The organism is Rhizobium indicum (assembly GCF_005862305.2).
In the GTDB taxonomy this organism is placed as follows: Bacteria; Pseudomonadota; Alphaproteobacteria; order Rhizobiales; family Rhizobiaceae; genus Rhizobium; species Rhizobium indicum.
Genome location: NZ_CP054021.1, coordinates 4,284,142 through 4,307,678, shown reverse-complemented (window position 1 = coordinate 4,307,678; position 23,537 = coordinate 4,284,142). Strand labels below are relative to the sequence as shown.

Sequence of the window (23,537 nt, the reverse complement as noted above, 5' to 3'; positions counted from 1 at the left end):
CCAAAAAATAACTTCGATTTTCGAAATCGACGCTTGCGCGAAGCTGTCTGCGCCGTTTCGGGCCTTTGTCCGACCTGGGTGCATTAGAGCATCATTATGGTTAATGAAGTGTTTACTTTCGTTAACTTCGTATTGCCGCGCCCTTGATTTTTTAACCTTCTCTTCTTCGGGATTGCCAGATCGAAGACGCCGCCGATCCGCGAAAACAGAAAAACCCGCACGGAAAAACCGCGCGGGCTCAATGGGATAGCTCGTTGTTTGCAGTCAGTCGGCGTCGTCGAGGAATTTCCATACGAGCCCGCCGAGCGCCCCACCCGCAAGCGGCGCAATCCAGAACAACCAGAGCTGCTGCAGCGCCCAGCCGCCGACGAAAAGCGCCTGGCCGGTGGAACGGGCCGGATTGACCGAGGTATTCGTCACCGGGATAGAAACGAGATGGATCAGCGTCAGCCCGAGGCCGATCGCCAGCGGCGCGAAGCCCGCAGGCACCCGGCTGCTGGTCGACCCCAAGATGATGATCAGGAAGAACATGGTCAGCAGCACTTCGATCAGCAGCGCCGAAAGCAGTGAATAACCACCCGGAGAGTGCTCGCCATATCCGTTGGCGGCAAAGCCGCCGAGTTCGAAACCCGCCTTGCCGCTGGCGATGAGATAAAGCAGCGCCGCCGCGGCGATGGCGCCGACAACCTGCACGACGATGTAGGGAACGAGGCGCCCCGCCGGAAACCGTCCGGCAACTGTAAGGCCAAGCGAGACCGCCGGATTGAAATGACCGCCCGAAATGCCGCCCACGGCATAGGCCATGGTGAGCACCGTCAGACCGAACGCAAAGGCCACGCCGACAAAACCAATTCCAAGCTCGGGATAGGCCGCGGCCAGCACGGCACTGCCGCATCCGCCGAAGACCAGCCAGAACGTGCCGAGAAATTCGGCAACAAGACTCTTTTGCATGGATATCTCCTCTGCCCTCAACCAGAGGGTTAACAATGAATCTGTTACAATTCGATTCCGGTCAAGCGCGCGGCCGCCGCCGTGGCAAGCCTCGCGCAAGGAAGTAAAACCCAAGGATTTGAGATGACACCGGGGGACGCGAGCCGGTAACCCATGCGGGCCGCGTCCACTATAGCGACTGCATGTTTTGACATTTTCTCGGATCTGAAATTGCGTTAAGACCCGCCCGCCTCCCAAGGCGCTTCACAAAAATACTGATTGGAATGAACATGACAGACGCGATCTCCGCATCGCCGACTCCTGCCTCGAACAGTGCGCAAGTCAATTCCCCGGCTCGCGTTCTCATCGCCAGCCTTGTCGGCACCACCATCGAATTCTTCGACTTCTACGTCTACGCGACGGCAGCCGTCCTCGTCTTCCCGCATCTCTTTTTCCCGGCAAGTGATTCGAACGCCGCAACGCTGCAGTCGCTCGTCACCTTCTCGATCGCCTTCTTCGCCCGCCCCATCGGCGCCGTGATTTTTGGCCATTTCGGCGATCGCATCGGCCGCAAGGCGACGCTCGTCGCCGCGCTGATGACGATGGGGCTTTCGACCGTCCTGATCGGCATGCTGCCGGGCTATGATGCGATCGGCATCGCGGCACCCTTGTTGCTGGCGCTTTGCCGCTTCGGTCAGGGCCTCGGCCTTGGCGGCGAATGGGGCGGCGCCGTTCTGCTTGCCACCGAAAACGCTCCTCCCGGCAAGCGCAGCTGGTACGCCATGTTCCCGCAGCTCGGCGCGCCGATCGGCTTCATCCTCTCCTCCGGCTTCTTCCTCATCCTGGCGGAAACGATGAGCAACGAGGATTTCCTCGACTACGGATGGCGCATTCCCTTCATCGCCAGCCTCGCCCTCGTCGCCGTCGGCCTCTATGTCCGTCTGAAGATCGCCGAGACGCCGGAATTCCGCAAAGCCGTCGAAAAGCACGAGCGCGTCGACGTGCCGATCGAGGTGGTCTTCCGCAACCATCTGCGTAGCCTGATCCTCGGCACCTTCATCGCCGTTGCGACCTTTGTGCTGTTCTATCTGATGACGGTCTTCACGCTCTCCTGGGGTACGACACCTCTGGAAAAGGGTGGGCTCGGTTACTCCCGCGAGCAGTTCCTGGTCGTCCAGCTTGTCGGCGTCCTCTTCTTCGGCCTGACGATCCCGCTTTCCGGCTGGCTCTCCGATCTCTATTCACGCCGCATCATCCTGACGCTGACGACGATTGCCATCGCCATCTTCGGCTTCTTCTACGCGACGCTGTTGACCAGCGGTCTCACAGGCGCTTTCCTGTGCTCGATCATCGGCCTCGGCTTGATGGGCTTCACCTATGGTCCGATCGGCGCTGCGCTCGCCGCCCCCTTCCCGACCACAGTGCGCTATACCGGCGCCTCGATGACCTTCAACCTCGGCGGCATCTTCGGCGCTTCGCTCGCCCCTTATATCGCCACCTGGCTCGCCACCCATTATAGTCTGGACTATGTCGGCTACTACCTCGCTGCCTCGGCAGTGATCTCGCTGGTCTGCATCCGGTTGTCGGGCCACGAGGAAGTCTGAACCTCGATCAACAAATGAATAACAAGCCGCGGCGCTCTATCGTCGCGGCTTTTTTATTGATGCCGTCAGCACTTCCGGTTAACCGGAACACTCACGGTAAAACGGGGAACAGATCATGCGATGCCTCATTACCGGCGCAGCCGGCTTTGTCGGTGGGCCTCTCGTCGAAAGACTGCATGGAGAGCAGATATGCGAGCTTGCGGTGACGACGCGATCTGCAGCCGCCAGCTTCCCGACATCTGTGCGGCATTTTCCCGTCGAGATATCCAGTGAAACCGATTGGACGGCTGCTCTCGAGGGTATTGATGTCATCGTCCATCTCGCCGCTCGTGTTCACATCATGCACGACCGCGCAGCCGATCCGCTTGCGGAATTTCGTCGGATCAACACCGCCGCCACGTTGAACCTCGCCGAGCAGGCCGCCCGCGCGGGCGTAAAAAGGTTCGTCTTTATCAGCAGCATCAAGGTCAATGGTGAGGAGAACGATCGGCCTTTCCGGCATGACGATACGCCAATGCCGATCGATCCCTATGGGATCTCGAAGCTGGAAACTGAAATCGGGCTGCATGAAATCGCCGCCCGAACAGGCATGGAAGTTGTCGTCATTCGCCCGCCGCTCGTCTATGGACCCGGTGCGCGGGGCAACTTCGCCCTGCTCGTCGGACTTGTCCGGAGGAAGATACCGCTCCCCTTCGCCTCGCTGAAGAACCGCCGGACACTGGTCGCGCTTCCAAATCTCGTCGACCTGATCATCGTCGGGATGAAGCATCCGGGTGCTGCCGGCCAGACCTTTCTCGCAGGCGATGGTGAAGATCTATCGACTCCCGGGCTTATCGAAGGGATTGCCGCGGGGCTGGGTGTCAAACCGATGCTGCTCCATTTCCCTCCCGCCCTGTTGCAGATGGGCGCGAGACTCACCGGAAAGGACGCCGTCTACCAGCGTCTTTGCGGTTCCCTGCAGGTCGATATATCCCATGCCCGCGATGTGCTCGGCTGGTCGCCCCTCGTCACGCCGCGCGACGGCCTGAAGCTTGCGGTGAGGTAAACCGTTATTCGCTCGTCACGCCGTGGAATGGACGCACTTCGCGGCCGGGCATGAAGACGCCGAGGCGTTTGATTTCCCATTCAAGCTTGATGCCGTCTTTTTCGAAGACCTCGCGACGCACCTGTTCGCCGAGATATTCGAGGTCGTAGCCGGTCGCCTGCCCCATGTTGATCATGAAGTTGCAGTGCAGCGACGACATCTGTGCTCCGCCGATGACGAGACCGCGGCAGCCTGCCTCGTCAATCAGTTTCCAGGCCGAATGACCAGCCGGGTTCTTGAAGGTCGAGCCGCCGGTCTTTTCGCGTACCGGCTGCACCGTCTCGCGATGGTTACGCACGGCGTCCATCTCGGCGCGTATCTGCGCGCGCTCTTCCGGATAGCCCTCGAACAGCACGGAGGTGAAAATCAGATCTGTCGATGCGATGGAATGCCGGTAGGAATAGCCCATCTCGGCATTGGAAAGCACATGCTTGTCGCCCTTGCGGTCGACCGCATGGACCTCGATCAGCCGCTCCCGCGTCTCCACACCGTTGGCGCCAGCATTCATGCGCGCCGCGCCACCGATGCCGCCCGGAATCCCGTAGAAGAAATGGAAGCCGCCGATGCCGTTGTCCATCGCCATCGCCGCCACATGTTTGTCCGGGCAGATGGCGCCGGCGAGAATGCGGTTTTCACCGGCAAGCTCGACGAAGCCGAACCCCTTGGCCGACAAGCGCAGCACGACGCCGGGAATGCCGCCGTCGCGCACCAGGATGTTCGAGCCGACGCCGACCACCGTCAGCGGCACCTCTTCCGGCAATATCTTCAGGAAAGCGATGAGATCGTCGACGTCATGCGGCTGGAACATCAGCTCGGCCAGGCCACCGGCCCTGAACCAGGTGACGCGGTCCATCGGGGCATCCGGCGTGATACGGCCGCGGATATCCTTTACACCGTCTCCGAGAGACGCGAGAAGCTTTTCCCCATTCACCTGTTTCATACGGACTTTCCCGATAGGCCTTCCAGTTGCTTGGGCAGCGCCGCTGCCCAGGATGTAATGCTCCCAGCCCCCAACAGAACCACGAAATCGCCAGGCTTTGCAACCTCCGCGACCATCTGCGGCAGAAGCTCCGCCGAGCTTAGAAAGCGGGCGTCGCGATGGCCGCCGGATTTTATGCGCGAGACCAGCGACACGGAATCGATACCCTCGATCGGATCCTCACCCGCCGCATAGACAGGTGCCAGGAAGATGCTGTCGGCATCGTTGAAGCAGGCGGCGAATTCCTCGAACAGGCTCGCAAGACGGCTGAAGCGATGCGGCTGGTGGACCGCGATGACACGGCCCTTGCAGGACTCTCGGGCGGCGCGCAACACCGCCTTGATCTCGACCGGATGGTGGCCGTAATCGTCGAAGATCTGCACCCCATTCCACTCGCCGGTCAGCGTGAAGCGGCGCTTGACGCCGCCGAAGGAGGCGAGCCCCTTGGCGATATCTGCGCTCGATATGCCGAGCCGGTTGGCAACGGCAATCGCCGCCGTCGCGTTGGAAATATTATGCCGGCCGGGCATTGGCATGACCAGCCCCTTGAGCTCGATTACCTGGCCGGTGCGGCGGCGGCGGATTTCGACGTCGAAGATCGAGCGCGTGCCGTCGATGCGCACATTCTTGAAGCGCACGTCGGCCTGCGGGTTCTCGCCATAGGTGATGATCTTGCGGTCCTCGATGCGGCCAACCAGCGACTGCACCTCGGGATGGTCGAGACACATGACGCCGAAGCCGTAGAACGGCACGTTCTCGACGAACTGCCGGAAGGCGGCGCGCACGGCGTCGAAATTGCCGTAATGGTCGAGATGTTCCGGGTCGATATTGGTGATGACCGCAACATCGGCCGGAAGCTTCAGGAAGGTGCCGTCCGATTCGTCGGCCTCGACCACCATCCACTCGCCCTCGCCCATGCGGGCATTGGTGCCGTAGGCATTGATGATGCCGCCATTGATGACGGTCGGGTCCAGCCCGCCGGCTTCGAGCAGTGTGGCGACCAGCGAGGTGGTCGTCGTCTTGCCATGCGTGCCGCCGATGGCGATTGCATTGCGGAAGCGCATCAGCTCGGCGAGCATTTCGGCACGGCGCACCACCGGCAGGAGCTTTTCGCGCGCGGCGATGAGTTCCGGATTGCTCTTCTTGATTGCCGTCGAGACGACGACGACCTCGGCCTCACCCAGGTTTTCGGCCCGGTGGCCGACGAAGACCTCGATGCCCTTGTCGCGCAGGCGCTGGACATTGGCGCTGTCGGCCTGGTCCGATCCCTGCACCTTGTGGCCGAGATTGTGCAGCACCTCGGCAATACCGCTCATGCCGATGCCGCCGATGCCGATGAAATGGACGAGACCGATCGTCTTCGGCAGTTTCATGCGCGTGTCCTCTTGAATTCCGCAATTGTCCGTCTGGCGGCAATAGCCTCAACCAGGTCGGCAAGCAAGTTCGCGGCATCGGGTTTCCCGGCGAGTTTCGCCGCCGCCGCCATGTGCGAAAGCTTTTCTGGATCGTTCATCACAGCCGTCAGGATCGCCGCGATCTTCTCCGGCGAAAGCTCCGACTGGGCGATCACCTTCGCCCCGCCGGTCGCAGCAAGTGCCGCCGCATTCGCCGCCTGGTCGTGATCGAGAGCGTGCGGGTAAGGCACGAGCACGGCAGGCCGGCCGATGACGGAGATTTCCGAAACCGTCGAGGCGCCCGAACGGCAGATCACGAGATGCGCCCTTGCCAGCCTCTCGGCCATGTCGGTGAAGAAGGGTGCGATATCGGCTCCCATCTCTAGCCTGGCGACGCAGCCGCTGACCATCTCCATATCCTCGGGACGCACCTGCTGGGTGATGCGCAGGCGAAGGCGAAGCGCATCGTCGAGCAGGCTGATCGCCGTCGGCAGCGCCTTGGAGAAATATTGCGCGCCCTGGCTGCCGCCGAAGACGACGAGGTTGAAGGCCTCGCCCGCATGCGACGGCGTGTAAGGCACCTCGGCTGCGGCGATGATTGCCGGGCGGACGGGATTGCCAGTCGTCACCGTCTTGTCTGAAAAGGCAGCGCCTCCCTCCGGCAGGAAACCGCCGGCGATGGCCTGCACGCGAGTTGCCAAGGCCTTGTTGGCGCGCCCCATCACCGCATTCTGCTCGTGGATCATCGCGGGCACGCCGAGCCGGGTGGCGGCAAGAAGCGGCGGCACGGTTGGATAACCGCCGAAACCGACGACGATGACCGGCTGCAACCGCTGGATCAGCTTCTTTGCCGCCCGCATGCCGCTCCAGAGCGTCCATAGCGAGCGGGCGACGGCGATCGGGTTCTTTGAGCCGATCGTCGCCGACGGCACGACATGGATTTCCTCGGCCGGGAACTTGCCGGCATAACGCTCGGCCCGGCTGTCCGTGACGAGATGCACCGAATAGCCGCGCTCCTTCAGCTTGAAGGCCAGCGCCTCCGCCGGGAACACATGGCCGCCGGTTCCCCCGGCGGCAAGCAGCACGATGCCTTTGCTCATGGTCTTCTACTCCGCCGGCATGCCGTGCGGGACACGGAAGAGGCTCCGGTCCTGTGCGCGTTTTTCCGGTCGATGGCGCGTCAGCGCCAGAATGAAGCCGGCGGTGACGCAGATCGCCACCATAGACGAGCCGCCATAGGAAATCAGCGGCAGCGTCATGCCCTTTGCCGGCAGCAGTTCGAGATTGACGCCGATATTGATGATCGACTGGATGCCCATCTGCAGCACCAGGCCGGCGACAGCGAAGCGGTTGAAGTCGTTCCGCTCGCGATAGGCATGCGAGAGGCCGCGCAGCACCAGCACGGTAAACAGCGCTACGAGCGCCATGCAGAACACGATGCCGAACTCCTCGGCCGCGACCGAGAAGATGAAGTCGGTATGCGCATCCGGGATGATGCGCTTGACGATGCCTTCGCCCGGTCCCTGGCCGAACCAGCTGCCGCGGATGATCGCCTCGCGCGCGGTGTCGATCTGGAACGTGTCGCCCTCGCCGGTCATGAACTTGTCTATTCGGCCGGCGACGTGCGGGAAGACGTAATAGGCGCTGAGCAGGCCGCCGGCGCCGCCGATGCCGAGCAGCATGATCCAGATCCATGGCATGCCGGCCATGAAGAACATTCCGCCCCAGACGGCTGTGGTCAGGATGGTTTGGCCGAGATCCGGCTGCGCGACGAGAAGGGCCGCGACGATGCCGAACAGGATGATGGCAAAGAGATTGCCAGGGATCTCCGGCTGGCGCGCATGTTCGGCAAACAGCCAAGCGCAGACCACGACGAAGGCAGGCTTCATGAATTCCGACGGCTGGATGGAAAGCCCGGCGATCCAGATCCAGCGCCTGCCACCCTTGACCTCCTGCCCGACGAACAGCACCAGCACCATCATGGCGACCGAGATGATCAGGATCAGGATCGCAGTTCGCCGCACCTGGCGTGGCGTCAGGAACGACAGCCCGAGCATGACGCCGATCGAAGGGATCATGAAAGCCGCATGGCGCTTGACGAAGTGGAAGGGCTCGAGCCCGATGCGCTCGGCGACCGCAGGAGATGCCGCAAACGACAGCATGAAGCCGATGCCCATCAGGAAGATGAACATTGCCAGGAAGAAGCGGTCGATGGTCCAGAACCAATCGGCCAGAGGCCCACGTTCCGCGCGGCTTACCATGTCATTTCTCTCCTGTTGCCGGACCGATCAGCATCGCAATCCCGTCAAGCGCCGCCACGTGGCCGACGAAGGCTTCGCCCCTGACTTCGAAGTTCTTATACTGGTCGAAGCTTGCGCAAGCCGGGGATAACATCACGGCCGAAGCAGCGCTCTCGTCGCGTTCGGCATCGGCGGCCGCATGCGCGACGGCGCGCTCCAGCGTGTCCGAGATCTCGTAAGGCACGGCCTCGCCGAGCGTCGCGGCGAATTCCGCCGCCGCCTCGCCGATCAGATAGGCCTTGGCGATGCGCGGAAAATAGGGAGCAAGCGTCGTGATCCCGCCAGCCTTCGGCAAGCCTCCGGCGATCCAATAGATGCGATCATAGCTCGAAAGAGCCGGCGCTGCGGCATCGGCATTGGTCGCCTTGGAATCGTTGACGAAAACGACGCGGCCACGCTGCCCGACCGGCTGCATGCGGTGCTTCAGTCCGGGAAACGAGGCAAGGCCGGTGCGGATGTCGTCAGCGGAAATCCCGACGGCGAGGCAGGCGGCAACGGCTGCGGCGGCGTTCTGCGCATTATGACTGCCGCGCAGCGTCTGGATGCCGTCGAGATCGGCGAAGGGCAGCATGGCGCCGCCGGCGGCCTGGATGAGTTTGGTGCCCTCGGCATAGATGCCGTCGGCCAGCACGTTGCGGCGCGAAATACGGACCACCTTGACGCCTGCCCGCTCGACACGATCGGCAATCAGCGCCGAATGGCTGTCGTCGACGCCGACGATCGCGACATCGCTGCCGGCGACCAGCCTTTCCTTGATATCGGAATAATGCTGCATCGTGCCGTGACGGTCGAGATGATCCGGCGTCAGGTTGAGCAGGATGCCGGCCGACGGGTCCAGCGTCGGCGCCAGATCGATCTGGTAGGAGGAGCATTCGACGACGTAATAACGCTCGGCCTTCGGCGGATCGAGCGTCAGCACGGCCGTGCCGATATTGCCGCCGAGCTGCGTGTCGTAGCCTGATGATTTCAGGATATGGGCGATCAGCGCAGTCGTGGTCGACTTGCCGTTGGTGCCGGTTATGGCGATGAAAGGGCAATCCGGCGCATGGGCGCGGCGCTCGCGCACGAAGAGTTCGACGTCGCCGACGATATCGACGCCGGCCGCCCGCGCAAGATCGACGGTCCAGTGCGGCTTCGGATGGGTGAGCGGCACGCCGGGCGACAGCACGAACAGCGCCTGCTGGCTCCAGTCGATGTTGTGCAGGTCTTCCGTCCTGATGCCTTCGGCAGCGGCCTTGGCGACACTGTCGGGATTGTCGTCCCAGGCGGTCACCTCGGCACCGCCTGATATCAGCGCCCGGGCGGTGGCAAAGCCGGAGCCGCCGAGCCCGAAGAGCGCGACCTTCCTGTCCTTGAGCGTCGTGACCGGGATCATCGCTGCCTCACCGGAGCTTCAGCGTCGAAAGGCCGAGCATCGCAAGGCCGACGGCGACGATCCAGAAGCGGATCACCACCTGACTCTCGGTCCAGCCCTTCTTCTCGAAGTGATGATGGATCGGCGCCATCAGGAAGACACGCCGGCCGGTCATCTTGAAGAAACCGACCTGGATGATGACCGACAGCGTCTCGATGACAAAGAGGCCGCCGATGATTGCCATGACGATCTCGTGCTTGGTGGCGACGGCGACGGTGCCAATCGTGCCGCCGAGTGCCAGCGACCCCGTGTCGCCCATGAAGATGGCGGCCGGCGGCGCGTTGAACCAGAGAAAGCCGAGGCCGGCGCCGATGACCGCGCCAAGCACCACGGCGAGTTCGCCGGTGCCGGGCACGAAATTGATCTGCAGATAATTCGCAAACACCACGTTGCCGGCGAGATAGGCGATGACGCCGAAGGAGGCGGCGGCGATCATCACAGGCACGATGGCAAGCCCGTCGAGACCGTCGGTCAGGTTGACGGCATTGCCGGCGCCGACGATGACGAAGCCGCCGAAGACGACGAACATGATGCCGATATTGATCATGAAGTCCTTGAAGAAGGGAAAGGCGATCGAGGAGCCGAAGGTCGAGCCGGCAATCCCCGAGGCAAGGGCGGTGCGCATCATGAAATAGACGGCGATGCCGGCGATGACGAATTCGATACCGAGACGGGCCTTGCCGGAAAAGCCCATGTGGCTCTGCTTCGTGACCTTAAGATAATCGTCGTAGAAGCCGATCGCACCGAAGCCCAGCGTCACCAGCAGCGTGGCGACCACATAGACGTTGGAAAGATCGGCCCAGAGCAGCGACGCGCCGACGATGCCGGCGAGGATCATCAGTCCGCCCATGGTCGGCGTGCCGGCCTTCTTGAAATGCGTCTGCGGCCCGTCGGCGCGGATCGGCTGGCCCTTGCCCTGCCGGATGCGCAGCGAATTGATGATCGTCGGCCCGAACAGGAAGACGATCAGTGCTGAGGTGAAGAGAGCAGCCCCCGTGCGGAAGGTAATATATCTGAACAGGTTCAGAAATTTGAAATATTCCGACAGTTCGACAAGCCAGATCAGCATTCAGGGCCCCTTGTTTACCCGATCAAAATTCGCGTTGCGTGTCGGCAAATGGCGGGAACTTGTCAAGGAGCGCGGCGACGATCTTGCCGAAAGCGATGCCCAGAGACGATTTCACCATCAACACGTCGCCTGGCACGACCGAGTTCAATACATAATCCGTCAATTCGCTAGTGTTCTCGCGATATTCGACATGGACGCTTTCCGGCAACGATTCCTTGAGCGCAGCCATCTCGGCTCCGGCCAGCCACACATGCTCGATGCCGGCAGCAAGCAGCGGCACGGCAAGGTCGGTATGGACCTTCTGCGCATACTCGCCCATCTCAAGCATGTCGCCGAGCACGGCGATACGGCGTCCGCGGCCGGTCGGTTCGGAGGCTGCGAGCAGCGCGATCGCCGCGCGCATCGAGGCCGGATTGGCATTGTAGCTCTCGTCGATCAGCGTGAAGCTGCCGCCGCCGATCACAAGCCGGTGGCGCTTTCCCCTGCCCTTTTCCGGCCTCAGCGTCGCAAGCGCTTCGATCGCCTTCTGCATATCGGCGCCGACGATCCTAACGACGCCGAGCGCTGCGAGCGCATTCTCGGCGATATGGCGGCCCGGTGCGCCGAGCGCGACTTCCAGCGTCTCGCCGCCGATCGTCAGCCACAGGGTCGAATTCTCGTCGGAACCATTGAATTCTGCGAGCCGGAATTCGGCCTTGGCATGCTGGCCGAAAGAATGGATATGCTCGATGCCGAGCGACTGCGCCGTGCGGTCGAGGAAATTGAACTGGTCGTTGTCGCGGTTGAGCACGACATGGCCGCCGGGTTCGAGCCCCTCGAAGATCTCGGCCTTGGCGGCGGCGATTTCCTTGATGTTCTTGAAATTGCCGAGATGCGCCGGCGCGATCGTGGTGATGATGGCGACATCGGGACGGATCATCGCCACCAGCGGCCGGATCTCGCCGGGGTGGTTCATCCCGACTTCGAAGACGCCATAATCCGTATCCTCGGGCATGCGCGCCAGCGTCAGCGGCACGCCCCAATGATTGTTGAAGGAGGCGACGGAGGCGTGCACCTTGCCGGAGGGCGACAGCACATGCCGCAGCATCTCCTTGGTGGTCGTCTTTCCCACAGATCCCGTCACGGCGATGATCCGGGCCTTTGAGCGCTCGCGCGAGGCAAGGCCGAGCCGGCCAAGTGCCGCGAGCACGTCTTCCACGACGATCATCGGCACCGTCAGGCGGCCCATGGCGGGAAGCCTCGCCTCGCTGACGACGAGAAGGGAAGCGCCGTTCGCCATCGCCATCGAGGCGTAGTCGTGACCGTCGACGCGGTCGCCCTTGATCGCGAAGAAAGCTTCGCCTGGAGTAATCGAGCGGCTGTCGATGGAAATGCCGGTGATGCCCTCGGGCAGCGTGCCGAAGGGGCGCCCCGCCATCGCTGCGATCATGTCTTCCATCGTCCAGAGCCAGCTCAAGATTTCAACTCCTCCAAGGCCTTGCGCACCTCCGCATGATCGGAGAACGGCAGGGTGACGCCGCCGATCGTCTGCCCTTCCTCATGCCCCTTGCCGGCGACGATCAGCGTATCGCCGGATCTCAGCATGCCGACCGCCTCGCGGATCGCCATGGCGCGATCGGCGACTTCCGAGGCGCAAGGCGCGGCCGCCATGATCTCCGCCCGGATGGAGGCCGGCTCCTCCGAACGCGGATTATCGTCGGTGACGATAACGACGTCGGCAAGACGGCAGGCGATTTCGCCCATGATCGGCCGTTTGCCACGGTCACGGTCGCCGCCGCAGCCGAAAACGACGATGACGCGGCCGGTGGTGAAGGGTCTGACCGAGCCCAGCACGTTTTCCAGCGCATCCGGCTTGTGGGCGTAATCGACATAGGCGAGCGCCCCGTCTTTCGTATGGCCGACGAGTTCGAGACGGCCGGACGCGCCGACGAGCTTCTCGAGCGCGGCCATCGCAACCTTCGCCTCAACGCCGGTCGACATGGCAAGCCCTGCTGCAACCAGCGCGTTGGCCACCTGAAAATCGCCGGCCAGCGGAATGTCCACCTCGAAGATCTCGCCGCCGATATGGATCTCGGCCATCTGCTTGTGGCGGAAATGCTCGACGCGCTTCAACGATAGGTAATCGCCCTTACGCCCGACGGTGCGGATGTCGTGACCGGCATCTGTCGCGGCCTTGATCGCCTGCGCCGACCACGGATCGTCAGCAAAGATCACCGCCGGCGATCCCTTCGGCAACAGCGTATCGAAAAGCCGCATCTTGGCGGCCATGTAGGCCTCGACGGTCGGATGATAATCCATGTGGTCGCGGCCGAGATTGGTGAAGGCGGCGGCGGCAAGCCTGACGCCATCAAGCCGGCACTGGTCGAGACCGTGGCTGGAGGCCTCCATCGCGGCATGTGTCACGCCTTCTCCGGCAAGTTCCGCCAGCAGCGCATGCAGCGACACCGGATCGGGCGTCGTCAGCGAGCCATACTCGTTGCGCGTCGGCGAGACGACGCCCGTCGTGCCGATCATCGCGGCCGCGTGGCCGGCATGCGCCCAGATCTGCCGGGTGAAAGAAGCGACGGAGGTTTTGCCCGCGGTGCCGGTGACGGCGACCATAGTGTCGGGCTGCCTGCCGTGGAAACGCGCGGCGGCGATGGAAAGGAAACGGCGCGGCTCCTTGACCGCAAGCACGGGGATCGAAGCATCGACGGCTTGGGAGGCGATCGCGACGGCAGCGCCGCGGCCGGCGGCATCCACGATGAAGCCCGCGCCGTCCGCCTTGGTGCCGGCGACCGCGACGAAGACATTGCCCGGCGCCACCTTTCGGCTATCCGAAGACAGGCCCGAAATATCAAGCAGGCCTGCCGGGCCTTCGAGCTGTGCTTCAAGTTCCGGAAACTGATCTCCGGCCAAGTCTCGCAATTTCATCGAATGCACTTTTCTCTCTTGAAGCCGATTCACCCCTCGCGAATCGGCGTCGATATTCATTCACACTCAATAAGACACCAGCAAGGCCGATCCGCCCTCCCCGAATTTCGGCTCGATGCCGAGAATAGGGGCCGCACGCCTGATGATCTCGCGGGCGATCGGGCCGGCGGTACCGGCGGATATCGTTCCGCCATAGGCTTTCTCGCCGGTCTTCGGCTCGTCGCAGAAAGTGATCACGGCATATCTGGGATCGTTCATGGGGAATGCGGCGATAAAGGAATTGAAATTCAGGGTTGCCGAATAACGCCCGTTCACCACCTTGTCGGCCGTGCCCGTCTTGCTGCCGACGGAAAAGCCCGGCACGCGGGCAACACGTCCGGACCCCTTGTAGCCGTTGAAGTCGAGGAGATAGCGGATCTCGTCGCTGGTTGTCTTCTTGATGACCTGCGTGGCAATCTCATCGGCCTGTTCGCGTGTGCGCGGTAGGAATGTCGGCTCGATCAGTTTGCCGCCGTTGACGAGAGCGGCAGCCGCCACCCCTGTCTGCAGCGCCGTCGTCGAGACACCATGGCCGAAGGAAATCGTGATCGAATTGATCTTCTTCCAAACGCGCGGCTGGCTCGGCATCTTCACTTCGGGCAGTTCGGTCTGCATCTTCGTCAGCAGGCCGAACTTGGTGAGATAGTCCTTCTGCGCGTCGATGCCGACGATGTCGATGACACGCGCCGTACCGATATTCGAAGAATACTGGAAAATCTCGGGAACGGTCAGCCAGCGGCGCTGCCCGTGAAAATCGTGGATGGTGAAGCCGCCGATATAGATCGATTTGCTGGCATCGAAACTGTCGGTCATCTTCACCTTACCGCTATCGAGCGCCATGGCCAGCGAAAAGGTCTTGAACGTCGAGCCCATTTCGAAGGTGCCGTTGGTCATCCGGTTGAGCCAACCCTCCTTGGCGCCTTCCTGCGGATCGTTCGGATCGAAATCCGGCGCCGATGCCATGGCCAGCACTTCCCCCGTATGCACGTCGATGACCGCAGCACCGGCGCCCTTGGCCTGGAAGTTGTTGACGGCGTTGACGACCGCGTCCCGGACGATGTTCTGCACGCGCAGGTCGATCGATAGCCGCACCGGCTCGAGCGGCTGGTCGCTGGTCATGCCGACGGAGGCGAGATCGGCAAGCCCCTGGTCGTCGATAAATTTCTCCATGCCGGCGACACCGCGGTTGTCGATGTTGACGTAACCGAGGATGTGCGCGGCGGTCGCCCCACCAGGATAGAAGCGGCGCTTCTCCGGCCGGAAGCCGATGCCGGGAATACCGAGCGCCAGGATCTGGCTCTGCTGCTTCGGCGTCAGTTGCCGGCGCAGCCAGGCGAAATGCGAGGTCTTGACCGAGAGCTTCTTATAAGTGTCCCTGACGTCGAGTTCGGGCAGCACCGTTGCAAGCTTCTCGACCGCCTCGTCGGCATCGACGATCTTGTTCGGTTCGGCAAACAGCGAGACGGTGCGGATGTCGGTGGCCAGCACCTCGCCGTTGCGGTCGAGAATGTCGGGGCGCGAGGCCATCAGCCGGTCGGGCGGCAGGATGCTGGAGACGACCTCCTGATCCTTCATCGCATATTCGACGAGACGGCCGCCGATGACGGCGTAGACACCCATGAAGCCAAGGATCAGCAGGCCGACGCGGCTTTTTGCCTGCCCTGATTTCTTCTTGCGCGATCCCTCGATCGCCAGGCCGGCGGGGGAAGGACCGCCGAACCGGTTATAGACGCCGGCGGAGAAATGCGCCTGGCTCTTCAAAACCATGATGCGGGAAAGAAACGACATTATTCCTCCACCGATCCGGTTTCGATCTGGTCTGCATCCTCTGCCTCGCCGCGTGGCGCGGGCACCGGAATGGGCTGCGCCTTGGCGGTGGCTTGCACGCCCTTGGTGTCTGGTGCGCCTTTGGCGCTGGCCACGGTCGCGCCTTTGGCGCTGGCCTTTGCCTCCGTCACGTCAGGCACGGGAACCTCGGATTTCAGCATCGGCAATTCCTTGGCATGCACGAGCGCCGTCGATTCCGTCGGCTGCAGCTTCAACTCTTCATTATAGGCCTTGACTAGCCGCTCCAGCCGGTTCGGCTGCGATTGCAGCGCCCAGTCGGCCTTGAGAAGGTCGATCGTGTCCTTCTCGAGCTTGATCTCGGCTTCGAGGCGATGAACCTCCTCGAGCTTCAATTCGGCGCGGTGCTTGATCGTGTAGGTCACGGCGGCGGTGGCCGTCATGACGCCGATGAGCACGAGATCGAACGTTTTCAGCATATCAACCTCCAAGCTTTCCGAGACTGGCAAGATTGGGAAACCCGAAGAGCGACATATCCGCGGCTTCGGCGGCGGCGTCCGTCCTCAGACCGGCGCGCAGCTTGGCGGAGCGGGCGCGCGGATTGATCTCCGCCTCCGCCTCGCTTGCCGAAACCATCGGCTTGCCGATCGCTGCAAAGGTTGCCGCCCGCTCATGCGCGACCGGCAGATGCCGCGAACCCGACGCCTTGCCGGCGCGGTCGGAGAAGAATTTCTTGACGATGCGGTCTTCGAGCGAATGAAAGGTGACGACGACAAGCCGACCGCCGGGTTTCAGCACCGCTTCCGCCGCAAACAGCGCCTGCGCCAGTTCGCCGAGCTCGTCGTTGACGAAGATGCGCAATGCCTGGAAGACGCGCGTTGCCGGATGGATCTTGTCCTTCATCTTGCGCGGCGTGACGAGCTCGATGAGACCGGCGAGATCGCGTGTCGTTTCTAATGGCTTTTCGGCGCGGCGCTTCTCGATCGCATGGGCGATGCGCGGCGCCTGGCTTTCCTCGCCGAGAAAATGGAAGATGCGGATGAGATCCGCGACCTTGGCGCGGTTGACGACATCGGCGGCCGAAACGCCTTCGGCCGACATGCGCATGTCGAGCGGCCCGTTCTTCTGGAAGGAGAAGCCACGTTCGGCCTCGTCGATCTGCATGGAGGAGACGCCGATATCGAGCACGACGCCGTCGAGCCCGCCTTGCGGCGCATGATCGGCAAGATGCGAGAATTGCGAATGAACGAGCCTGAGACGACCGCCATGGGCGGCGACCATCGCTTGGCCAGCCGCAATCGCCGTCGGATCGCGGTCGAGCGCAATTACCTCGGCGCCGGCCGCAAGGATGGCCAAGCTGTAACCGCCAGCACCGAATGTACCGTCGAGGATGAGTTTGCCGGGCGCGGGCGCCAATGCCGCAAGCACTTCACCCAGAAGAACAGGAATGTGACGAACCGGTCCGCCACCAGCATCAGTTGAACCTCCGCCAGGATTCGCCACCATTCCGTTCCCTCGTTCTTTCAGGAACGCTTGCCCGCCAGCTTGCGCTCCCCTCGTGCCTGCGCCTGTGCGGCCACAAAAGCCTGCGGCTGCCAGAGCTGAAAATGATCCGCCCGACCGACGAAGGTCACTTCGTCCGAGATGCCGGTAAAGCCACGAATGAAATCCGTGACCATCAGCCGCCCCTCGGCGTCGAGCTTCATGAAGACCCCGCCTCCATGAATAAGAAGCGACATCTCGTTCGCATCCGGCGAAAACGGATCCTCCGCAGCAATCTGCCGTTCGAATCTTTCGAGAAGATCCGGACCGCCGATGCTGATCGCCGGAAACACAAAGTCCTGGAAGCAGTAGAGCTCCTGGACGTTGCGCTGCGCCAGCACGGAACGGAAAGCCGAAGGCACGGAAACCCTGCCCTTGGCGTCGATCCTGTTGGTCGCGTTCGAAAGGAAGCGGTTCATGACACGAAACATCCGTTCCCGCAGGGATCCGGACCAAAAGACGACCGAAACTCCCGATATCAGGCACAGCTTCGCAAGCCGGATGAGCAAAAACCCCTCCGACGCTTCCGGAGAGGAAGGCGCCTTTGCTTTGCGATGAATGGGCAGGTGATTGCCCTGGTGCAGTGCGCATTTGGGATAGCATGGGACCATATGGGCGTCAATGGGATACGCTTATTTTGCAATAGACGCATGATCAAAAATTTATAAGCCGTTAAGTTTAACAAAGGGTTAGCGGCGTCATCTTACATATGACACGCATTGGTATTCCTGCATGAAAAATCCATCCAATGGATGCATAAACATCTGCTTGAAAAACAGCCGGTTTCAGCGACTTACGCTGAAAATCCGGCTGCCGCGCCGTCAAGATAATAATCGCCAGTTGGCCTGTAAGCCGGGTTCTGTATGGCTCCGGCGTGAACCGGAACGTGGCAGCCATTCCTCTGGGACAGCGTTCGCACGCTGCCTCACGCAACCCACCCGGATGACTGGCCTGGAAACCAGCCGGAAAGCCTTTCGGCCTACCGCGTCATCCCTATTCGGTCTTGCTCCCGGTGGGGTTTACCGTGCCATTTCCGTTGCCGGAGATGCGGTGGGCTCTTACCCCACCCTTTCACCCTTACCTGTCATGACAGGCGGTTTGCTTTCTGTGGCACTTTCCCTGAGGTCGCCCTCGCCGGACGTTATCCGGCACCGTGTTTCCGTGGAGCCCGGACTTTCCTCACCCTACCGCCTTTCGGCATTGGTAAAGCGCGGCTGCCCAGCCAACTGGCAGGGCTCCCATAAACGAGAGAGATCGCAATTGCTATCGAAATAAATGATATCGCTCAGAGCAATTCCAGCAAAACTGCGCAGCGGTTTTGCGTCCGGAATTGCGCAAGAACAAAAACAGGGAGCACCTCCGTGATTCGGAGAAAAACGGAAATGCTCTAGCGAAATTGCGGTGTGAAATCCGTCGAGTAGCCCTGTTCGCCGATTCCGCCTGACAAAAGCAGCTCGGCCCCAAGCCGACCGATTTCGTCCGAGCTCTTGGCCGACGTGCCGGCGCAGCCCGTCAGCACCGCGATCTCCGGCGATGAGCTATAGCCGATCATCGGGTAGCCGCTTTCCGTATGCGACACGACGCAGGCGGCCGCCGAAATCGAAAGCGGCACCATATCGGGCACGAGACCTTCAACGATGCGCTTGAGATGCGCGCGCACCTTATCGCGCCCCTCGGTCTTGAACCAGGCGCGCATTTCCGTGTCGTCGCTGAGCGCCAGATCGTCAGGATCGCCGCCGATCTTCAGGTAGAATTTGCCGTCGGGATACCGGATCGGCGGAAGCAGGTAGATATCGATGCCGGGCGCCCGGAGAATGAGCGACGGCATCGCGGCCAGGCGCGCCGCGTCGGCCTCGCTTACCTCGAAAAGCGTCACGGTCCGGGCATAAACCGTCATGGCAACAGGCTGCGGCAACAGATTCTCCGCAATGGAAAATCCGCCCGCTGCCAGCAGCACCTTTTCAGCACGATGGGTCAGGCCACCGGCCGTCTCGACAACAGCCGATCCACCTTCGCTGCGGATCGAGACAGCGTGATCGCGGATGACCGCGGCGCCTGCCTTTTCCGCCAGCAGCGATTGGGCTTTCACAAGCTTGCGCGGACTGATGTGGCCGGCCCCCCTCGCCTCGAAGACGCCCGCGCCCCCATCGGGAAAGGCGAAGAAGGGAAAGGCGGCCTTCAGCCCCGCCTCATCGAGCAGGCTGGTTTCGACGCCGAGCGAAACGGCGGCCTGTCGGGTCTTCTCGAGATAATCGCCCCCCGTCGGCGCGACGACAACGCAGCCGACCTCGCGATAGAAATCGATGCCGCTGTCGCGGGCGATCTCGCCATAGCGGTCGATCGAGCGGTTGGCGAGCAGTGCCCAATTGCGGTCGGGATCGATGGTGCGAGTGATGCGCCCCTCGTCGTAATGGCTGGCGAAGACGCCCTGATGCGCCTTGCGGTCATCAGGCTCGTCCGGGCCAATCACCGCGACACCGTCCGCTTGGCGCGCCAGATGCCGCGCCGCTGCTGCCCCCATCAACCCGCGGCCGACGACGATATATTTGAAATCGACTGCCATGCTGTCTCCTCTCAACAGCGCCGCGCGCCTTTTCAGACGCGCAGAGGACGCTGTAACACTTTGAATTGCTGCATTCGATTTAAGGAATCATGCTGCAGCGAAAACCGGCGTCAGTGCGCCGCCGAAATCCGCTTCGCCCAGCTGCCCTTCCGCCAGAAGCACGGCTCCTAAGCGGCCGAGTTCGTCGGAAGATTTGGCCGCAACGAAATTGCCGCCGGTCAGCACCGCGATGCGCGGCGACTGCGTAAATCCGGCATAGGGATAACCGGTCGGCGTGAAATTCGCTACGCAGGGCGCCGAGGTGACCGGGCAGCCGGCAAGCCCCGGCATCAGCTGCAGGGCGACGCGCGAGAGATGATTGCGCTCGGCGGCACTGCCGTCGGAACGGAACCACGCCCCCGCATCCTCCAGCCTGCCGAAGGAAAGCGCCTCGGTGTCGCCACCGAGTTTCAGATAAGTCTTGCCGTCGGGATAACGCACCGGCGGCAGGATATAGATGTGATCCTCTTCCCGGTCACCGAGCACGATCGTCGACGGCATATCGCCGAAGATCGCCATCTCGCGTTCGCCGATCTCATAGAAGGCGACCGTTCGCGCCATGACCCTGGTATCGACGGGACGCGGCAGCAAGGCATGGAAATTACTGAAACCGCCAGCGGCGACCAGCACGCGCTCGGCGCTGTAGCTTCTGCCGCCGGCCATCACCTGGACATGGGAACCCGCATCGCGCACCGATGTTGCGGTCGCCTCGATCAGCGATACGCCGCCCTGTTCGGCAAGCTTTGCCTGCGCGCGCACTAGCGCCCGCGGGTTGATGTAGCCGGCGCGCTTGCGCTCGAAATATCCTGTGAAATCGGCGGCGACGGCAAGATAGGGAAAACGTTGGCTAAGTTCCGACGGTGCGATGGTCTCGATATCGCTGCCGAGCGTCCGGCTGACCGTCAGCGCCCTTTCGATATAGTCCTGCTCGTCCTTCTCAGGACCGGCAAAGAGGCAGCCGACCTCCGAATAGAAGGAGATGCCGCTCTTTGCCTCGATCTCGCCGTAGCGGTCAAGCGCGCGGGCGGCGAAGGTCCCCCAGGCAAGATTGCCATCGAAGGTGCGGGTGATGCGCGCTTCGTCGTAATGGCTGGCGAAGACACCGTGATGGGCCTTGCGCTCCTCTGGCTCGCGCGGGCCGATGAGTGCGATGCCGTCGGCCATCGAGGAGAGATGCCGTGCGGCGGCGGCACCCATCATGCCGCGTCCGATGATGATGAACCTGAAATCGACTGCCATATCCCACCTCGCTAAATTCCAGCGATACCATGGCAATCATCTTGAATCATCCAGCTCTTGTCAGGGATAAGCGCTTCAGGCTCAGAGCATTGCCAGAACCTTGCCGCAATAGGACTTGGACACCGGGTTCATGCGCGTGGCGCCATGACCGGCATTATATTTGAGGATGGTGTTGCAGGTCTGGCCACCACCGAGATCATGGGCGGCAGCCAGATATTTCATGCCGTACTTGATGTTGGTTTCCGGATCGAACAGGCCCTTGGCGCTGCCGGAATAGCCCATCATGCGGGCAGTTGCAGGCTTAATCTGCATCAGGCCGATTTCACCGTGGCTGCCGCGCGCATTCGGATTGAAATTGCTTTCGATGCGGATGACCGCGGTCGCAAGCGCAACCGGTACATCATATTGGCTCGCATATTTGCTGATCAGTGCGGAATAGGAATTGCCGGAAACATTGGCGACGGGATAACCGCTCTGGCGCTCGACCGTCTTCAGCGGGCGCTCCGCCGTCTTGAGCGGACGCTTCGCCGGCTTGACCGAACGCTCCGCTTTCTTCAACGGGCGCTCTGTCTTCTTTGAAGGACGCTCGACCTTCTTCACCGGCGCATCAGCTCGCACACCCCAATCATTCGCAAAGGCAAAGCTATTTCCGGCCAGCACCATGCCAACGCATGTTGCAGCAACAACAATCAGTTTTCTCATGTAGTCTTGATCACTCCGACCCAAAGAATTACCGGACGGCGCGCCTCGCTGTCATAATGAATACCAGATCAATGGCAGATCAGGATTCGCGGTAATTCTTATCGTTTCACATAACGCCAGTGGTTTAACTCGAAAACAACCCCGAGCCCCGGTTGGCGACGTTCTTAGACCATCGCAATGAGGAGATAATAGGGAAATGATGTGGCAGGCCGAATTTCGCGCTGCAGTGCGAAATTCGGCGTTTCAGTAATTGTCGAGGAATCAGGAATAACGCGGCAAAGCCGACAGCAGCCGGTGCAATGTGTCGATCGTCGAGAAATCGGCGATGCCATCTATCCGTTCGGGCCGAAAATGCCGCTGGAAAGCTTCGACGTCACCGGCCATTTTTTCCGAGAATTCGCCTGTGATTTCAGTGCCGTAACCATAAAGCGACAGCATCGACTGCAGCGCTTCCACAGGTTGGCCGGTATCGCCGCGCTGGAAGAAGCGCCCGCCGGTGATCGTTGCCGGCTCGACCCAGTGCCCAATGCCCGCTTGGTAGAGCGCGGCCCAGGGGAATTTCTCGCCCGGATCGACCTTGCGGATCGGAGCAACATCGGAATGCCCGAGGACCCGTTCAGGCGTGATCGACCAACGTTTGACACAGTCGCGACACAATTCGATCACCGCGGCGATCTGCTCTTTCGGATAATCAGGAAGCCCGCCCGGATGGCCGGCATTGGCGATCTCGATGCCGATCGACAGCGAATTGATATCGGTCTCGCCGTGCCAGCTGCTTTTTCCCGCATGCCAGGCACGCCGCATTTCCGGCACGAGCTGCACGACCTCGCCATTCTCATGCACGAAATAATGGCTGGAAACCTGGCTTTCGGCGCGACAGAGCCAGTCGAGCGCACCATCTGCCGTCGGCATGCCGGTATAGTGCAGGAGGATCATATCCGGACGGCGCCCGTCCGCCCGTTCGCCGTGGTTCGGCGAAGGCTGCACGTGGGCGCTTCTGCAGTCGGCCTCGAAAGAGGTCATGCGGCGCGGCGTTCCTTCTCGATCGCCTCATAGGCCGCGTTCAGCGCCGCCATGCGCTCATTGGCGATCACATGGAATTCCTTCGGCACGCCGCGCGAGATCAGCCGGTCGGGATGATGTTCGCTGACGAGGCCGTGGTAGCGGCGGCGGATGGTCGGGAAATCATCCGAAGGCGAGACGCCGAGCACCTTGTAGGGATCACCGCCGGTCGAGACGTGACGGGCGGCGATCTGCTCGAAGCGGGTCTCGCTCATCTGGAAGATCTCGCCGATATGGCCCAGGAAATTCAGTTCCTTCTCGTGGATCAGCCCGTCGGCCTTGGCGATGTGGAAGAGCCCGTCGAGCACGTCTTCCAGCACCGGGCAATTGGCTGCACAGGTAACGCAGAGCGTGGAGAGCCGTTCGGCATAGGCTTCGTAGCCGGCGACGTCCTGACGCGCGAGATTGTAAAGCCTGGCGACATTTTTCGCCTGATCCTGCGGAAACTCGAAGATTTCGCGAAAGGCTTCGACCTCCTTCTCGCTGACGATGCCGTCGGCCTTGGCCATCTTGGCCGACAGCGCGATGATCGCCACCGAGAAAGCCACCTTACGCCGGGTCTCGGGATCGCCTTCAAAAACCGTGCGGATAGCCTCGACCACCGCAGACAGCGCATTGCCTGCGGTATTGCCAATGGCATTCAACAGTTTTTCCCAGAAGGACATCGAAAATCTCACACACTTGTCAACTTATAGAGAAACAGCTTGACCAAAGAATCGCAGCCTTTGCAAGGCGACTATTCGTCGTAGGGCCGAACACAGTTTTCACGATTTGGTAATTGTCGCACCGCAACAAACGATTCATCACGCCCGCTTTCATCTCGCGTGAGGGCATGGCCGGCAGTCGCGGGCATCGCCCGGGCACGTGGATTCCGGAGCG

20 protein-coding genes and 1 other RNA gene are annotated in these 23,537 nt (G+C 61.8%); 2 read left to right on the top strand and 19 right to left on the bottom strand.

Going from position 1 to position 23,537, the window contains the following annotated elements:
• Positions 1-264: 264 nt before the first annotated feature.
• Entirely contained in the window at positions 265-951 is a 687-nt protein-coding gene (gene aqpZ, locus FFM53_RS20895; protein ID WP_138387075.1) for an aquaporin Z, read from the bottom strand.
• 269 nt (positions 952-1,220) lie between these two features.
• On the opposite strand from aqpZ, the gene FFM53_RS20890 reads away from it, so the two are divergent.
• Both FFM53_RS20890 and FFM53_RS20885 read left to right on the top strand, forming a co-directional pair.
• A complete protein-coding gene (locus FFM53_RS20890) occupies positions 1,221-2,534 on the top strand; it encodes an MFS transporter (RefSeq protein ID WP_138387074.1) in 1,314 nt (437 codons plus the stop codon).
• A gap of 115 nt (positions 2,535-2,649) precedes the next feature.
• Entirely contained in the window at positions 2,650-3,579 is a 930-nt protein-coding gene (locus tag FFM53_RS20885; RefSeq protein ID WP_138387073.1) for a UDP-glucose 4-epimerase family protein, read from the top strand.
• 4 nt (positions 3,580-3,583) lie between these two features.
• On the opposite strand, the gene murB is transcribed toward FFM53_RS20885, so the two are convergent.
• The 18 genes from murB to FFM53_RS20795 all read right to left on the bottom strand — a co-directional run bounded on the left by murB (position 3,584) and on the right by FFM53_RS20795 (position 23,323).
• Entirely contained in the window at positions 3,584-4,558 is a 975-nt protein-coding gene (gene murB, locus FFM53_RS20880) for a UDP-N-acetylmuramate dehydrogenase (protein ID WP_138387072.1), read from the bottom strand.
• A complete protein-coding gene (gene murC, locus FFM53_RS20875; RefSeq protein WP_027683743.1) occupies positions 4,555-5,970 on the bottom strand; it encodes a UDP-N-acetylmuramate--L-alanine ligase in 1,416 nt (471 codons plus the stop codon). The genes murB and murC overlap by 4 nt, the downstream gene beginning before the upstream one ends.
• Positions 5,967-7,091, bottom strand: a complete 1,125-nt coding sequence (gene murG / locus FFM53_RS20870) for an undecaprenyldiphospho-muramoylpentapeptide beta-N-acetylglucosaminyltransferase (RefSeq protein ID WP_138330517.1) — start codon at positions 7,089-7,091, stop codon at positions 5,967-5,969. Before murG ends, murC begins: the two co-directional genes overlap by 4 nt.
• A 6-nt stretch (positions 7,092-7,097) precedes the next feature.
• Complete coding sequence (gene ftsW / locus FFM53_RS20865) at positions 7,098-8,252, bottom strand: putative lipid II flippase FtsW (protein ID WP_017988955.1); 1,155 nt, start codon at positions 8,250-8,252, stop codon at positions 7,098-7,100.
• A gap of 1 nt (position 8,253) precedes the next feature.
• Positions 8,254-9,666 (bottom strand): UDP-N-acetylmuramoyl-L-alanine--D-glutamate ligase, encoded by a 1,413-nt coding sequence (gene murD / locus FFM53_RS20860; RefSeq protein WP_138387071.1) that lies wholly within the window; start codon positions 9,664-9,666, stop codon positions 8,254-8,256.
• 7 nt (positions 9,667-9,673) lie between these two features.
• Positions 9,674-10,774, bottom strand: a complete 1,101-nt coding sequence (mraY, locus tag FFM53_RS20855; RefSeq protein ID WP_003541415.1) for a phospho-N-acetylmuramoyl-pentapeptide-transferase — start codon at positions 10,772-10,774, stop codon at positions 9,674-9,676.
• Between the two features lie 22 nt (positions 10,775-10,796).
• Positions 10,797-12,230: a UDP-N-acetylmuramoylalanyl-D-glutamyl-2,6-diaminopimelate--D-alanyl-D-alanine ligase gene (locus FFM53_RS20850; RefSeq protein ID WP_138387070.1), complete on the bottom strand. Its 1,434-nt coding sequence runs from the start codon at positions 12,228-12,230 to the stop codon at positions 10,797-10,799.
• A complete protein-coding gene (locus FFM53_RS20845) occupies positions 12,227-13,747 on the bottom strand; it encodes a UDP-N-acetylmuramoyl-L-alanyl-D-glutamate--2,6-diaminopimelate ligase (RefSeq protein WP_138387069.1) in 1,521 nt (506 codons plus the stop codon). The genes FFM53_RS20850 and FFM53_RS20845 overlap by 4 nt, the downstream gene beginning before the upstream one ends.
• Before the next feature lie 6 nt (positions 13,748-13,753).
• Complete coding sequence (locus FFM53_RS20840; RefSeq protein ID WP_138330513.1) at positions 13,754-15,514, bottom strand: peptidoglycan D,D-transpeptidase FtsI family protein; 1,761 nt, start codon at positions 15,512-15,514, stop codon at positions 13,754-13,756.
• A complete protein-coding gene (gene ftsL, locus FFM53_RS20835; RefSeq protein ID WP_138387068.1) occupies positions 15,514-15,990 on the bottom strand; it encodes a cell division protein FtsL in 477 nt (158 codons plus the stop codon). The genes FFM53_RS20840 and ftsL overlap by 1 nt, the downstream gene beginning before the upstream one ends.
• A 1-nt stretch (position 15,991) precedes the next feature.
• Positions 15,992-17,017: a 16S rRNA (cytosine(1402)-N(4))-methyltransferase RsmH gene (gene rsmH / locus FFM53_RS20830; protein WP_138387067.1), complete on the bottom strand. Its 1,026-nt coding sequence runs from the start codon at positions 17,015-17,017 to the stop codon at positions 15,992-15,994.
• A 17-nt stretch (positions 17,018-17,034) separates the two neighbouring features.
• Positions 17,035-17,472: a division/cell wall cluster transcriptional repressor MraZ gene (gene mraZ, locus FFM53_RS20825; RefSeq protein WP_026188472.1), complete on the bottom strand. Its 438-nt coding sequence runs from the start codon at positions 17,470-17,472 to the stop codon at positions 17,035-17,037.
• A gap of 413 nt (positions 17,473-17,885) precedes the next feature.
• An RNA gene (rnpB, locus tag FFM53_RS20820) (RNase P RNA component class A) lies at positions 17,886-18,283 on the bottom strand.
• 157 nt (positions 18,284-18,440) lie between these two features.
• Entirely contained in the window at positions 18,441-19,616 is a 1,176-nt protein-coding gene (locus FFM53_RS20815) for an NAD(P)/FAD-dependent oxidoreductase (RefSeq protein WP_138330510.1), read from the bottom strand.
• Positions 19,617-19,703: 87 nt separating this feature from the next.
• Positions 19,704-20,894, bottom strand: coding sequence for an NAD(P)/FAD-dependent oxidoreductase (locus tag FFM53_RS20810; RefSeq protein WP_138330509.1), 1,191 nt, complete (start codon positions 20,892-20,894; stop codon positions 19,704-19,706).
• A gap of 81 nt (positions 20,895-20,975) precedes the next feature.
• Positions 20,976-21,596 carry a lytic transglycosylase domain-containing protein gene (locus FFM53_RS20805; protein ID WP_138330508.1) on the bottom strand — a complete coding sequence of 207 codons (621 nt, stop codon included), beginning with the start codon at positions 21,594-21,596 and terminating at the stop codon, positions 20,976-20,978.
• A gap of 261 nt (positions 21,597-21,857) precedes the next feature.
• A complete protein-coding gene (locus tag FFM53_RS20800; RefSeq protein ID WP_138330507.1) occupies positions 21,858-22,619 on the bottom strand; it encodes an N-acetylmuramoyl-L-alanine amidase in 762 nt (253 codons plus the stop codon).
• On the bottom strand, positions 22,616-23,323 hold the full coding sequence (locus FFM53_RS20795) for a J domain-containing protein (RefSeq protein ID WP_025395328.1): 708 nt from the start codon (positions 23,321-23,323) through the stop codon (positions 22,616-22,618). The genes FFM53_RS20800 and FFM53_RS20795 overlap by 4 nt, the downstream gene beginning before the upstream one ends.
• Positions 23,324-23,537: the final 214 nt, after the last annotated feature.

Bases quoted from the DNA above. Each gene is read 5' to 3' on its own strand.
- mraZ (WP_026188472.1), bottom strand. From the start codon at position 17,472: ATGAACCGCTTCCTTTCGAACGCGACCAACAGGATCGACGCCAAGGGC.
- FFM53_RS20840 (WP_138330513.1), bottom strand. From the start codon at position 15,514: ATGTCGTTTCTTTCCCGCATCATGGTTTTGAAGAGCCAGGCGCATTTC.
- rsmH (WP_138387067.1), bottom strand. From the start codon at position 17,017: ATGGTGGCGAATCCTGGCGGAGGTTCAACTGATGCTGGTGGCGGACCG.
- murB (WP_138387072.1), bottom strand. From the start codon at position 4,558: ATGAAACAGGTGAATGGGGAAAAGCTTCTCGCGTCTCTCGGAGACGGT.
- ftsW (WP_017988955.1), bottom strand. From the start codon at position 8,252: ATGGTAAGCCGCGCGGAACGTGGGCCTCTGGCCGATTGGTTCTGGACC.
- FFM53_RS20800 (WP_138330507.1), bottom strand. From the start codon at position 22,619: ATGACCTCTTTCGAGGCCGACTGCAGAAGCGCCCACGTGCAGCCTTCG.
- ftsL (WP_138387068.1), bottom strand. From the start codon at position 15,990: ATGCTGAAAACGTTCGATCTCGTGCTCATCGGCGTCATGACGGCCACC.
- FFM53_RS20805 (WP_138330508.1), bottom strand. From the start codon at position 21,596: ATGAGAAAACTGATTGTTGTTGCTGCAACATGCGTTGGCATGGTGCTG.
- FFM53_RS20815 (WP_138330510.1), bottom strand. From the start codon at position 19,616: ATGGCAGTCGATTTCAAATATATCGTCGTCGGCCGCGGGTTGATGGGG.
- murC (WP_027683743.1), bottom strand. From the start codon at position 5,970: ATGAAACTGCCGAAGACGATCGGTCTCGTCCATTTCATCGGCATCGGC.
- murD (WP_138387071.1), bottom strand. From the start codon at position 9,666: ATGATCCCGGTCACGACGCTCAAGGACAGGAAGGTCGCGCTCTTCGGG.
- FFM53_RS20890 (WP_138387074.1), top strand. From the start codon at position 1,221: ATGACAGACGCGATCTCCGCATCGCCGACTCCTGCCTCGAACAGTGCG.
- FFM53_RS20885 (WP_138387073.1), top strand. From the start codon at position 2,650: ATGCGATGCCTCATTACCGGCGCAGCCGGCTTTGTCGGTGGGCCTCTC.
- FFM53_RS20795 (WP_025395328.1), bottom strand. From the start codon at position 23,323: ATGTCCTTCTGGGAAAAACTGTTGAATGCCATTGGCAATACCGCAGGC.
- aqpZ (WP_138387075.1), bottom strand. From the start codon at position 951: ATGCAAAAGAGTCTTGTTGCCGAATTTCTCGGCACGTTCTGGCTGGTC.
- FFM53_RS20845 (WP_138387069.1), bottom strand. From the start codon at position 13,747: ATGAATATCGACGCCGATTCGCGAGGGGTGAATCGGCTTCAAGAGAGA.
- murG (WP_138330517.1), bottom strand. From the start codon at position 7,091: ATGAGCAAAGGCATCGTGCTGCTTGCCGCCGGGGGAACCGGCGGCCAT.
- mraY (WP_003541415.1), bottom strand. From the start codon at position 10,774: ATGCTGATCTGGCTTGTCGAACTGTCGGAATATTTCAAATTTCTGAAC.
- FFM53_RS20810 (WP_138330509.1), bottom strand. From the start codon at position 20,894: ATGGCAGTCGATTTCAGGTTCATCATCATCGGACGCGGCATGATGGGT.